The 11,422-nt window shown below is 68.6% G+C and carries 13 protein-coding genes; 5 read left to right on the top strand and 8 right to left on the bottom strand.

Annotation, left to right across the window (positions count from 1 at the left end):
* Positions 1-63: 63 nt before the first annotated feature.
* From OS124_RS0119965 to puuE, 4 genes are all read right to left on the bottom strand, one after another.
* The gene (locus OS124_RS0119965) at positions 64-1,464 is read right to left on the bottom strand and encodes a uracil-xanthine permease family protein (RefSeq protein ID WP_010141719.1); all 1,401 of its coding nucleotides are present in this window, start codon (positions 1,462-1,464) and stop codon (positions 64-66) included.
* A 71-nt stretch (positions 1,465-1,535) separates the two neighbouring features.
* Positions 1,536-2,030: an ureidoglycolate lyase gene (locus OS124_RS0119960; RefSeq protein ID WP_010141718.1), complete on the bottom strand. Its 495-nt coding sequence runs from the start codon at positions 2,028-2,030 to the stop codon at positions 1,536-1,538.
* On the bottom strand, positions 2,027-2,845 hold the full coding sequence (locus tag OS124_RS0119955; protein WP_010141717.1) for a bifunctional allantoicase/(S)-ureidoglycine aminohydrolase: 819 nt from the start codon (positions 2,843-2,845) through the stop codon (positions 2,027-2,029). Before OS124_RS0119955 ends, OS124_RS0119960 begins: the two co-directional genes overlap by 4 nt.
* Entirely contained in the window at positions 2,842-4,251 is a 1,410-nt protein-coding gene (gene puuE / locus OS124_RS0119950) for an allantoinase PuuE (RefSeq protein WP_010141716.1), read from the bottom strand. Before puuE ends, OS124_RS0119955 begins: the two co-directional genes overlap by 4 nt.
* Positions 4,252-4,348: 97 nt before the next feature.
* On the opposite strand from puuE, the gene uraH reads away from it, so the two are divergent.
* The gene (uraH, locus tag OS124_RS0119945; protein ID WP_010141715.1) at positions 4,349-4,708 is read left to right on the top strand and encodes a hydroxyisourate hydrolase; all 360 of its coding nucleotides are present in this window, start codon (positions 4,349-4,351) and stop codon (positions 4,706-4,708) included.
* Positions 4,709-5,048: 340 nt separating this feature from the next.
* Here uraH and OS124_RS0119940 read toward each other — a convergent pair whose 3' ends face one another.
* The 4 genes from OS124_RS0119940 to OS124_RS0119925 all read right to left on the bottom strand — a co-directional run bounded on the left by OS124_RS0119940 (position 5,049) and on the right by OS124_RS0119925 (position 8,184).
* Positions 5,049-5,324: a hypothetical protein gene (locus tag OS124_RS0119940; RefSeq protein WP_010141714.1), complete on the bottom strand. Its 276-nt coding sequence runs from the start codon at positions 5,322-5,324 to the stop codon at positions 5,049-5,051.
* Between the two features lie 98 nt (positions 5,325-5,422).
* Positions 5,423-6,070, bottom strand: coding sequence for an OmpA family protein (locus OS124_RS0119935; protein WP_010141713.1), 648 nt, complete (start codon positions 6,068-6,070; stop codon positions 5,423-5,425).
* Between the two features lie 148 nt (positions 6,071-6,218).
* Entirely contained in the window at positions 6,219-7,058 is an 840-nt protein-coding gene (locus OS124_RS0119930; RefSeq protein ID WP_010141711.1) for a methylated-DNA--[protein]-cysteine S-methyltransferase, read from the bottom strand.
* Between the two features lie 475 nt (positions 7,059-7,533).
* Positions 7,534-8,184: a Hint domain-containing protein gene (locus OS124_RS0119925; protein WP_083834686.1), complete on the bottom strand. Its 651-nt coding sequence runs from the start codon at positions 8,182-8,184 to the stop codon at positions 7,534-7,536.
* Between the two features lie 91 nt (positions 8,185-8,275).
* On the opposite strand from OS124_RS0119925, the gene nth reads away from it, so the two are divergent.
* The 4 genes from nth to OS124_RS25355 form a co-directional block, all read left to right on the top strand.
* Positions 8,276-8,920: an endonuclease III gene (nth, locus tag OS124_RS0119920; protein WP_010141709.1), complete on the top strand. Its 645-nt coding sequence runs from the start codon at positions 8,276-8,278 to the stop codon at positions 8,918-8,920.
* On the top strand, positions 8,917-9,903 hold the full coding sequence (locus OS124_RS0119915) for an adenosine kinase (RefSeq protein ID WP_010141708.1): 987 nt from the start codon (positions 8,917-8,919) through the stop codon (positions 9,901-9,903). The genes nth and OS124_RS0119915 overlap by 4 nt, the downstream gene beginning before the upstream one ends.
* A 131-nt stretch (positions 9,904-10,034) precedes the next feature.
* A complete protein-coding gene (locus OS124_RS0119910) occupies positions 10,035-10,280 on the top strand; it encodes a DUF4170 domain-containing protein (protein ID WP_010141707.1) in 246 nt (81 codons plus the stop codon).
* A gap of 6 nt (positions 10,281-10,286) precedes the next feature.
* The coding region (locus OS124_RS25355; protein WP_138919595.1) for a 3-deoxy-D-manno-octulosonic acid transferase at positions 10,287-11,422 on the top strand (1,136 nt) is incomplete at its 3' end.

The raw sequence follows: 11,422 nt of genomic DNA, 5'->3' as shown, positions 1-11,422 counted from the left end.
GCCGAAGGCAAAGGCGCGCCCCGCAAGGGGCGCGCCTTATCTCTTTCGATCAACCCTGGCCGATCAGGCGACGTCGACTTCGCCCGGGGCACCCTCTTCCGCCAGTTCCTCGGCGGTCTCCTGCGGCAGCACGAGGTTCAGGATGATCGACAGCGCCGCCGCCGGCAGCAGCCCCGAGGTCATCAGGATCTGCAGCGTGCGCGGCAGGTGCTGCAGCGCTGTCGGCTCAAGCTGCAGCCCGAAGCCGACCGAGAGCGACACGGCGAGGATGATCATGTTGCGCCGGTTCCAGGCGACCTCGGACAGCATGTTGATGCCCGAGGCGGCGACCATGCCGAACATGACGATCACGCCACCGCCCAGCACGTTGATCGGCACCGTGTTGATCACCGCGCCGACCTTGGGCACCAGGCCGCAGACGATCAGGAAGACCGCGCCGATGGTCACCACGTGGCGGCTCATCACGCCGGTCATGGCGATCAGCCCGACGTTCTGGCTGAACGAGGTGTTGGGCAGCCCGCCGAAGATACCGGCCACGGCGGTGCCCAGACCGTCGGCGAAGGTCGCGCCCTCGATCTCCTTGTCCGTGGCCTCGCGCCCCGCGCCGCCCTTGGTGATGCCCGAGGTGTCACCCACCGTCTCGATGGCCGAGATCACGGCCATGAAGCACATGCCGACGATGATCGCCGGATCGAAGCTGAGGCCCCACTTGAAGGGCGAGGGCAGGTCGAAGAGCGCCGCGCGCCCGACATTGCCGAAGCTGACCTGGCCCATGGCGGCGGCCACGAGATAGCCCGCCAGGATGCCGATCAGCACCGAGGCGACCGAGAGCAGCCCGGTGGTGAAGAACGACAGGGCCAGCGCCACGACGATCACCACCAGCGCGGGGAACCACATGGCGAGGGTGCCGAACTCGGGCTTGCCGACCAGCGGCACGCCCCCGGCGGCATACTGGATGCCGGTCTTCAGCAGCGCCAGGCCGATCATCAGCACGATCAGCCCGGTCACCAGCGGCGGCAGCGCAAAGCGGATGCGGCCGATGAAGAAGCCAAGGCAGAAGTGGAAGATCCCGCCGATCACCACGCCGGTCATCAGCCCCGACATGCCGTCGACGCCGAGGCCCGCCACCGCGGGAATCATCACCGGCAGGAAGGCAAAGGAGGTGCCCTGCACGATCGGCAGCCGCGCCCCGACGGGGCCCATGCCGATGGCCTGGAACAGCGTGGCGATCCCGGCAAACAGCATCGCCATCTGGATCATGTAGGTCATGTCGGGGAAGCCGAGCGCCCCCTGGTCGGAGCCGAAGCCGAAGCCCGCCGCCCCGGCAATGATGATCGAGGGGGTGACGTTCGAAGCGAACATCGCCAGCACGTGCTGGATCCCCAGAGGCACCGCATTGGCGAGCGGCGGCATGTAGTTCGGGTCCCGCAGCTGTTCTGCGGTGCCCAGAGATGTGTCGGTCATTGTACCGTCCCCTGTCGTTTCCTGGAAAACTGTCAATTGCTGGAAAGGCCCCTCTTGGCGGGGGCGCGTTCTCAGATGATGACAGTAAATTGACGATCCAGGAAATGTTCTTCGAGGTTCGGCGTATCGCCAATCCGGTCGATGACGGCGAAAAGGCCCGGCTCTGCCAGCGGGGTAAGCACGCCGTGCCAGGTGCCGCGGTGGAAATTCACCCCCTGGCCGGGCTGCGGCAGGAAGGCCAGGGGCGCGCCCGGCACCCCGCCTGCGTCCGGCGCGACGATCACCAGCCAGGCGGCCTCGGACATCGGGATGAAGGCCTGAGAGCCCTCGGGATGCCGTTCCAGCAGGTCGCAGGCATAGGGCAGGGCGCGCGGCTGAGCGTTGAACAGGGAAATCCCGGCGCGTCCGCCGGGACCGAAATCAAGCTGCGCGCGGTCGTGGAAACGCTCGCACATGCCGGCGTTGATCAGCTTGTCGTAATCGCCGCGCAGCTCCAGCACGTCGCCGAAGGGGGCGAAGGCCCCGGCGGTCAGGGGAACCGCGCGGATCGTGGGCCCGTCGCTCACAGGGTCAGCTCCGGCAGGCGGTTCACGTCCTTGTAAAGGAGATAGCGGAAGGGCTCGTCGCCGATCTGCTCGCAGGCCTGTGGGCAGAAGGCGCGCAGCCACATGAAATCGCCCGGCCCGACGTCGACCCAGTCGGTGTTCAGCAGGTAGCGGGCGCGGCCCTGAAGGACGTAGAGGCCGTGCTCCATGATATGGGTCTCGGCGAAGGGGATGCGGCCGCCGGGCAGGAAGGTGACGATGTTGACGTGCATGTCGTGGCGCAGGTCGTCGGGTTCGACGAAACGGGTGGTGGCCCATTTGTCGGTGTTGGACATGACCGCGGGCGCGACGGCATCGTCGTGGTTCACGAAGCTGTCCGGCGCCGCGACGCCCTCGGCGGGCTGATAGCGTTTGCGGACCCAGTGGAAGCTGGTCGTCGCACCCGTGCCATTGGCCAGCTGCCAGTCGGCACCGGGGGCGAGGAAGGCATAGCCGCCGGCGGTCAGCTGATGGTCCTGCCCGTCCAGCGTCAGGGTCAGCGTGCCGTAGGTGACAAAGATCACCCCCTCGGCGCCCGGATCGGCCTCGGGGCGGGCGGTGCCGCCGCCGGGGGCCAGCTCGACGATCATCTGGCAGAAGGTCTCGGCGAAGCCCGACAGCGGGCGGGCCAAGATCCAGGCGCGGGCGCCGGTCCAGCCGGGCAGGGCCGAGGTGACGATATCGGTCATGCAGGCGGCGGGGATCACCGCATAGGCGGTGGTGAAGCGCGCCGGCTCATAGTGCTTTTCGTGCTGGGCGGGCAGGCCGCCGCGCGGAGTGTAGTAGCTGCGTGTCACGCAAGAAGATCCTTCACACGGTGGTAGGCGATCCGCTCGACCTGGCGGCAGGCTTCGGCCAGCTCGGTCTCGCGGTCATGGGACAGGCGGTCTTTCATCGCCGCCATGATCGAGGCCTTGGTATGATCCTTCACGCAGATGATGAAGGGGAAGCCGAAGGTTTCCGTGTACCGCGCGTTGCCCTCTTCGAAGAAGGCGCGTTCCTCGTCGGTCAGGGCGTCCAGCCCGGCGCTGGCCTGTTCTGCGGTGCTTTCGGCGGTCAGGCGCCTGGCGGCGGCCAGCTTGCCGGCGAGGTCGGGGTGAGCCTGCAGCACCCCCAGCCGTTCCTCGGGCGAGGCGCGGCGGAAGGCGCGCGCCAGGGCGTTCCACAGCCCGATCGGGCGGTCATGGGCCGGGCCCAGCTCAAGCTCCCAGGCGCGTTCGGCGACCCAGGGGGAATGCTCGTAGACGCTGCCGTAGGCCGCGACGAAGTCGGCCTGCGACAGGGTCGAGGGGCGCGGGCCGGGCGCGACATAGGGGTGATGCTCGACCCAGTGGTCGTAGATGTCGCAACGCCGCGCCACCCAGACGTCGGGATACTCGGCGATCTGTTCAAGGAACTGCTTCAGCGCCTGGAAGCGCCCGGGGCGGCCCATCAGGCGGCAATGCAGCCCGATGGTGATCAGGATCGGCCGCCCGGCCTCGCCCTCTTCATAGGCGGTCGAGAAGGCATCTCCGACGATGTCGAAGAAGTCGTTCGGCGCGCCGAAGCCCGCGGGCACGGCAAAGCGCATGTCGTTGGTGTCCATGGTGTAGGGAATCACCAGGGTGCGGCCGTTCTCGTGCCAGTAGGGCAGGTCGTCGTCGATGGTGTCGGCGACCCAGTCCATGCCCAGTTCGGCGGCCAGCCTGACCGTGTTCATCGAGCAGCGCCCGGTGTACCAGCCGCGCGGCTTCGCCCCCGTCACCTCTTCGTGCAGCGCGATGGCCTCTTGCATCGCCGCGCGCTCTTCGGCCTCGGGCATGTCCTTGTGTTCGACCCACTTCTTCCCGTGCGAGGCGATCTCCCAGCCGGCCTCCTGCATTGCCCAGACCTGTTCCGGACCGCGCGCCAGGGCGTCGGTCACCCCGTAGACGGTCAGTGGCATGTTCATCTGGGTGAACAGCCGGTGCAGCCGCCAGAAGCCGGCGCGGGCGCCGTATTCATAGCAGCTTTCCATGTTCCAGTGCCGCTTGCCCTCCCAGGGGGCGGCGCCGATGATCTCGCTTAGGAAGGCTTCCGACGCCGCGTCGCCATGCAGGATGTTGTTCTCGCCGCCCTCTTCGTAGTTCAGCACGAAAGAGACCGCCACGCGCGCGCCGCCCGGCCATTTGGGATCCGGCGGGGTGGGGCCGTAGCCGATCATGTTGCGCGGGTAGCGGTTCATGTGGTTCTCTCCGTCTGCATCTGGGCCAGAGTGGGGCCGCCGCATCATGGGAGGCGCGGGTCCGGGGCTCAAGGGGAATATAGGGAAAGGGGCTGCAATGGCCGAGGGCTATCTGACGACGCATGTTCTGGACACGGCGAAGGGCACGCCCGCCGCCGGGCTGGAAATCGTGCTCTACCGGCTGGAGGGCGATGCGCGGGACGAGCTGGCCCGGATGGCCACCAACAGCGACGGGCGCACCGATGCGCCGATCCTGCCGAAAGAGCACTTCCTGCCCGGCGCCTACGAGCTTGAGTTCCACGCCGGCGCCTACCTCGACGCCAGCGGCGTGCCGCCCGAGGCGCCGCGATTCCTCGACGTGATCCCGATCCGCTTCGGCATCTCGGACGATGCGGCGCATTACCATGTGCCGCTGCTGCTGTCGCCCTTCGGTTATTCGACCTACCGCGGCAGCTGAGGGGGGCGCCGCGGCGGCGGTCGGGGACTGATCGCTGCCTCGGGGCATTCCTCTCGCGGCAGACCCCGCCGCGTGCGGTCGTCCCCATCGGGCGCTCACCACCGGGCGCCCTTCGGTCAAATGCCATCGGCCCGCGCCACGAACCGACGGACCTTTGCGCGCCGGATCCTTGCACGAAAGATGGCGGCATGACCTTTGCCGCCGCCAGAGCCTCGCCAGTGAGATCAGGGCCGACCTGCTCATGACCCGTCCGGTCACCACCCGACCTTGCATCTGCCGCCCTCGCATCGGTCGCCCTGTCATCACCTGCCAGAGGGGGGGCCTGGCAGATTGTCTCCTGTCAGATCATGGCGACGGGCCAGACGGCGGTGCGCATCGCCGCAAGTTCCGGGCGGTGCCGGGCACTGTGCCAGCGCGGATCCTGCCGATATCGGCCGAATTCCTCTTCCGAGGGGAAGGCAAACAGCTGCGTTTCCCCGCTGCCGTCCAGGTGGCGCAGGCAGAACAGCCGCTCTGCGCCATATTCGGCAAGCAGCGACAGTGCGCGATCCTCCAGCGCCTCGACATCCTGGAAATGGGTGTCGCCCGGGGCGATGTTCAGCAGCAGGTGGTACATGCGGGCAGCCTAGCCGCCTTTCCTCTCCAAACGGTTTCACCGCAAAGAAAAAGGCCGCCCCTGGCAGGGCGGCCTCGCAATGCGGTCTGTGGCGGCGATCAGGTGCGCGGCAGGATGACGATCTCGACCCGGCGGTTCTGGGCGCGACCTTCCGGGGTCAGGTTCGAGGCGCGGGGCTGGTCCTCGCCACGGCCGATGGCCCGGACACGGTTGGCCGAGACGCCGTAGTTGATCAGGGTCGAGGCCACGGTGGCGGCGCGGCGCTGCGAGAGGTCCTGGTTGTAGGCGGCGGCACCGGTGTTGTCGGTGTGGCCGAGCACCTGCACGGTCGTCTGCGGGTAGTCGTTCAGCGAGGCGGCGACGGCGCGCAGGTCCGAAGTCAGGTCCGGGCGGAGGGAGGCGCTGTCGGTCTGGAACAGGATGTCCTGCGGCATGGTGACGATCAGGCGGTCGCCGGTGTTGACGATCTCGACGCGACCGCCCAGATCCTGACGCAGCTGCGCTTCCTGGCGATCAAGGTAGTTGCCATAGGCACCACCAGCCAGGCCACCAAGCGCGGCGCCGACCACGGCCCCCTTGGCCTTGTTGTCCGACACCACGGCACCAACGGCTGCGCCCATGAGCGCGCCGACACCCACGCCTTCGCGGGTGTTCTGCTGGCCGTCGTTGGGGTCGACGCAGGCGGTCAGAAGCAGCAGGGATGCGCCGCTGAGGGCCAGAATGGATTTGTTCATCAGGGTGGTCATTGTCTCTCGTCCTCCGAAGGCCCCGTTTCGCGGGGCTGCTCGTCTTTCGGGATAGCGCAGATTCCCGCACCGCCCAATGCACAACGCCGCAACCGGCGGCGGGTTTCCGCTGGAGGGGAAATTTCTTCACCGTGCCGGGCGGGGGCGATCAGGCAGCGGCCTCGGTCCGGGCGGATTCCCGCGCCAGCATGGCCCGCTTGACCGGCAGGCCCCAGTGATAGCCGCCAAGGGCGCCGTCCTTGCGCAGGACCCGGTGGCAGGGGATCAGCAGCGACAGCGGGTTGCGCCCGACGGCGCTGCCGATGGCACGGCTGGCGCCGGGATGGCCGATGGCGCCGGCCAGGGCCGAATAGCTGGTGACCTGGCCCTCGGGGATCTGCAGCAGCGCCTCCCAGACCTTGATCTGGAAGGGGCCGCCCATGACATGGGCCTCGGTGCGCCGCCCGGCGAAGGCCGCCTCGGCCAGCGGCAGGATGCGTTGCGGGTCTTCATGATAGCGGGCGGCGGGCCATCGCGCGCGCAGGTCGGCCTGGGCGGCCGGCGCGCCGGTCTCGGCGGTGAAGGCGATGCCGCAGATCCCGTGCGCGGTGGCCATGACCAGCGCCGGACCGTAGGGAGAGGGGCAGAGCGCCCAGTCGATGCGCAGCCCTTCGCCACCGCGCGCCAGCTCACCCGGACGCATGGCATCCCATCGCAGCACCAGGTCGTGCAGCCGCCCGGGCCCCGACAGGCCGGTGGCCGCCGCCGTTTCCAGCAGGGTCTCGCGGGCGCGCAGCATCTCTCTCGCGCGGCCCAGCCCGAGATACTGCTGGTAGCGTTTCGGAGAAATCCCTGCCCAGGCCGAGAAGAGACGCTGGAAATGCGCCGTGCTGAGGCCCATGCGTGCCGCCAGCTCGTCCAGCGCCAGAGGGGTCTCGGCGGCGTCGATCTCCTCGATGGCGCGGCGGATGATCTGGTAGTGGTATCGGTCTTCGGGGGCGGTCGGCATCGGTCTCTCCTGTCCTTGTCCGAACCTAGGTCCTTGTCCGAACCTAGGAGAGAGACACGCGTGACGCGACCCGGAACCTGCGCAAACCGGTGCCCGGGCGCCGGGCCCGGGCAGGTTGGAACCCCGGCCTCCCGCGAGACAGTCACCGCCCAACCCGGCTGCATCTCTGCGGCACCACCCTTCTTCACGGCATCGCTCGGCCACCACGAGACCAATGCCCCGGGCGCCGCCCTGAAGGAAGCCTCCTGGCGCCACCCGGTCAGCGGTTCCGGCAGCTTTCCCCGTTCCACGTTTCGGGCCGCGCGTCCCGTATCTGTCGCATCATGCCACGAAAGAGCCCGCACCTTCACGCCCCAGTGACGCCAGCCCCGAAGCCCCCGGCCCGCATCCCCCGCGCCGCGCCCCTATCATCACCGAGCCAGAAATACTCCCGCCGGAGGCTGCCCTGCCCCGTGGCCGGCACGGCACCGACCCGTCAGGCGGCCAGAAGATCCAGCAGGGACAGGTCCGGCGGGCACTTCTGACGGATCAGCAGGGCCTCTTCGCGGGTCAGGCAATGCCGCGCCGCCTTCGTCCCGGGCTCGAAGAGCGCGGTGGCGCGGCGCACGGCGGGGGGCAGGTCGAGGCGTTCGGCCATGGTGGCATCGGTCGTCTCGACCCAGAGAGAGCCGGCGGTGATCACCTCGTGCCGCTCCATGATGATCATGTGGTAGGTCAGCCCGCCCATCGAGGGATCGGGCCGGGCACGGTTGCGGCGCGAGATGTCGGCGAATCGCGCCAGGGCCTCGTCGCTGCCGAAGTTCAGCGCCACTTCGGGGCGGCGGATCAACCCGCGGTGACCTGGCGCGACGCGCAGCTTTTCCGTCAGCTCGCCCTGGGGGCCGCGTTCGCCGCGCAGGAAGGTCAGCGGCAATGGCAGCGCCCCCCCACAGGGCAGGCGGCGCAGCCGGGCGATGTGCAGCACCGGCTGGGCGCCGTGGTCGCGGGTCACCAGCCGGTCGCCGGGGGCCAGCCATTCGATCGGCATCTCGCCATCCAGCGTCAGCACCATGCACCCCGGACCAAGCCCCGAGATCCGTGTATCCGCACCACCGGGCATGGGACCTTCCGTCATAGAATCACTCATCTGCCTGCCTCCGGACACACTTTCTTCCGAAGCCCTTACAGCCGGGTTAAATGCCTTGTTGCCACCGTCCAATCAGGGCAGAAACACCGCCATGGCCCGCCAGTTGCCCTATCAGACCCTGCGCGAGATCTTCACGCGCTTCCAGGACGCCGAACCGGCGCCCGAGGGCGAGCTTGACCATACCAATGCCTATACGCTGCTGGTCGCCGTTGCGCTCTCTGCGCAGGCGACCGATGTCGGGGTGAACCGGGCGACGAAGGACCTGTTCCCGGTCGCCGACACGCCGCAGAAGATGCTGGATCTCGGCGAAGAGCGCCTGATCGAGCATATCAAGACCATCGGTCTCTACCGCAACAAGGCCAAGAACGTCATGAAGATGGCGAAGATCCTGGTCGAGGACTACGGCGGCGAGGTGCCCAATTCCCGCGCCGCGCTGGAGAGTCTGCCCGGCGTCGGGCGCAAGACCGCCAACGTGGTGCTCAACATGTGGTGGCGCTTTCCGGCGCAGGCCGTCGACACCCATATCTTCCGGCTGGGCAACCGCGCCGGCATCGCGCCCGGCCGCGACGTGGTCGCCGTCGAGCGCGCCATCGAGGACAACATCCCGGTGGACTTCCAGCTGCATGCCCACCACTGGATGATCCTGCACGGACGCTACGTCTGCACGGCTCGTAAACCCAAATGCGGTACCTGCCTGATCCGGGATCTCTGCGAATTCGAGGAAAAAGTTCTATGACCCAGTATGACGTGATCGGCATCGGCAATGCCGTGATGGACGTGATCTCCCAGTCCGACGATGCCTTCCTGTCCCGCATGGGGATCGAGAAGGGCATCATGCAGCTGATCGAGCAGGAGCGCGCCGAACTGCTCTACGATGCCATGGAAAACCGCCGCCAGATCCCCGGTGGCTCGGTGGCCAACACGGTGGCAGGCGTTGCCAACATGGGTCTGAAGACCGCCTTCATCGGCAAGGTGCGCGACGACGAGGTCGGCCGCGAATACGCCGAGAAGACCCGCGCCGGTGGCACCGACTTCCCCAATGATCCCTTCACGGGCGCGGAACTGCCCTCGTCGCGTTCGATGATCTTCGTCTCGCCCGATGGCGAACGCTCGATGAACACCTACCTCGGGATCTCTTCCGAGGTCGGCCCAGACGACGTGCCGGACGAGGTCTGCAAGAACGCGCGTATCCTCTTCCTCGAGGGCTATCTCTACGACAAGCCCAAGGGCAAGCAGGCCTTCGAGACCGCCGCCCGCCTGACCCGCGCCGCGGGCGGCATGGCCGGGATCGCGCTGTCGGACCCCTTCTGCGTCGACCGCCACCGCGCCGACTTCCGCACCCTGGTGAAGGAGCTCGACTACGTGATCGGCAACGAGCACGAGTGGAAATCCCTCTACGAGACCGAAGACCTGGGCCTGGCCCTGGAAACCGCCGCCGCCGAGTCGGGGCTGGTGGTCTGCACCCGCTCGGGCCACGACGTGGTGATCCAGCGCGGCGAGGAACAGGCCGTGGTACCGGTGACCGAGGTCACCCCGGTGGATGCCACCGGCGCGGGCGATCTCTTCGCCGGCGGCTTCCTCTACGGGCTGGCGCAGGGCGCCGACCTGGGCACCGCGGGCCGCATGGGCTGCATCGCGGCGGCCGAGGTGATCTCTCACTACGGGGCCCGCCCCGAGACCGACCTGAAGGCGCTGTTCCGGGCCGAGGGCCTGCTGTAGCGACGCCTCGCCGGTGCGCGCCGCCGCTCGGCGCGCTTTGGCGACCTATCGGCGCGGGGCGGGCGCCGCCCTTGACCCCGCCCTCGCATTCGGCGCACATCTGCGCCTGAACAGCCGGAAAGGAAATGCCCATGGCGCAGCGCCTGCACCTCGTCTTCGGCGGAGAGCTTGTCGATCCGTCCAAGAACGTCTTCCGCGACATCGACGATCTGCACATCGTCGGCATGTATCCCTCCTATGCCGCCGCCTACGACGCCTGGAAGGCCGAGGCCCAGAAGACCGTCGATAACGCGCATATGCGGTACTACATCGCCCATATCCACCGCCTGCGGGACGAAGAGCTGGAAGGCTCGCCGACCGAGGAACTGGGCAACTGAGGCCGGATGCCCTCCCGGGGACTTGCAACCCACAGGGCGCTGACCAGACGCGGGGCGCGTGGCGTGGCGGATCTGCCGCCGCGCCCTGACGGGCCGCTGGTCTGGATCCATTGCCCGCGTGCCGGACGCCGCAAGCCGGCCGAGGAACTGGCCCGCCGGCTGTTGCAGGCCGACCTCGGGGTCTCGGTGCTGCTGACGCTGGGCGAGGCCGACCGGCTGGATCCCATTGACGACCCGGGCCTGTTTACCATGCCCGCCCCGGGGGACGAGGGCGGCGTGGTGCAAGCCTTCTTCACGCACTGGCGCCCGGATCTGCTGATCTGGCTGACCGGCGACCTGCGCCCGGCGCTGGTGGCGCAGGCGCGGCGCTCGGGCGTGGCGATGATGCTGGCCGAGGCGGAAGAGGATGGTTTCAACGCGCCGCGCTTCAGCCTGCGCCCGAACCAGACCCGCCGCATGCTTGACCGGTTCGACGCGCTCTGTGCCAGCAGTGCCAATGCGGCGCGGCGGTTGCAGCGTCTGGGGGCGGACCCCGAGAGGATCGAGATCACCGGCCCCCTGCAGGAGGCCGGTGCGGCCCTGCCCTGCAACGAGGAGCTGCGCGACGAGCTGGCGGCAGAACTGGCCGGGCGGCCGATCTGGCTGGCCGCAATGGTGCATGGCGAAGAGCTGGGCACGGTGCTGGACGCGCATCGCCGCGCCTCGCGGCTGGCGCACCGGCTGCTGCTGGTGCTGGTGCCGGATGACCCCGAAGAGATCGACAGCTACCGCGCCCGGCTGGACGACGAGGGCTGGCGCTACATCTGCTGGTCAGAGGGTGAGATGCCCCGCGAGGATACCCAGGTGCTGCTGGCCGACACGCGGGGCGAGATGGGGCTGTGGTACCGCCTGTCGCCGGTGACCTTCGTCGCCGGATCGCTCAGGCGCGGGATGAAGGGGCACGACCCGTTCGAGCCGGCGGCGCTCGGCTCGGCGGTGCTCTACGGGCCCTTCGTTGCACATCACCTGCCCGCCTTCACCCGGCTGGCCCAGGCCGGCGCGGCGCGGCTGATCCGCGACGCGGACAGCCTGGCGCAGGGGTTGTCGCGGATGCTGGCGCCCGACCAGGCCGCCACCATTGGCCGCCGCCGCCTGGGACGTGG

This window comes from Oceanicola sp. S124, from assembly GCF_000220565.1.
Classification (GTDB): Bacteria; Pseudomonadota; Alphaproteobacteria; order Rhodobacterales; family Rhodobacteraceae; genus Pseudooceanicola.
This window is presented reverse-complemented; position numbering and strand designations above follow the sequence as displayed.

Excerpts from the sequence above, each read along its gene's own strand:
- OS124_RS0119965 (WP_010141719.1), bottom strand. The coding sequence starts at position 1,464 with ATGACCGACACATCTCTGGGCACCGCAGAACAGCTGCGGGACCCGAAC.
- puuE (WP_010141716.1), bottom strand. The coding sequence starts at position 4,251 with ATGAACCGCTACCCGCGCAACATGATCGGCTACGGCCCCACCCCGCCG.
- uraH (WP_010141715.1), top strand. The coding sequence starts at position 4,349 with ATGGCCGAGGGCTATCTGACGACGCATGTTCTGGACACGGCGAAGGGC.
- OS124_RS0119940 (WP_010141714.1), bottom strand. The coding sequence starts at position 5,324 with ATGTACCACCTGCTGCTGAACATCGCCCCGGGCGACACCCATTTCCAG.
- OS124_RS0119935 (WP_010141713.1), bottom strand. The coding sequence starts at position 6,070 with ATGACCACCCTGATGAACAAATCCATTCTGGCCCTCAGCGGCGCATCC.
- OS124_RS0119930 (WP_010141711.1), bottom strand. The coding sequence starts at position 7,058 with ATGCCGACCGCCCCCGAAGACCGATACCACTACCAGATCATCCGCCGC.
- OS124_RS0119925 (WP_083834686.1), bottom strand. The coding sequence starts at position 8,184 with ATGAGTGATTCTATGACGGAAGGTCCCATGCCCGGTGGTGCGGATACA.
- nth (WP_010141709.1), top strand. The coding sequence starts at position 8,276 with ATGGCCCGCCAGTTGCCCTATCAGACCCTGCGCGAGATCTTCACGCGC.
- OS124_RS0119915 (WP_010141708.1), top strand. The coding sequence starts at position 8,917 with ATGACCCAGTATGACGTGATCGGCATCGGCAATGCCGTGATGGACGTG.
- OS124_RS0119910 (WP_010141707.1), top strand. The coding sequence starts at position 10,035 with ATGGCGCAGCGCCTGCACCTCGTCTTCGGCGGAGAGCTTGTCGATCCG.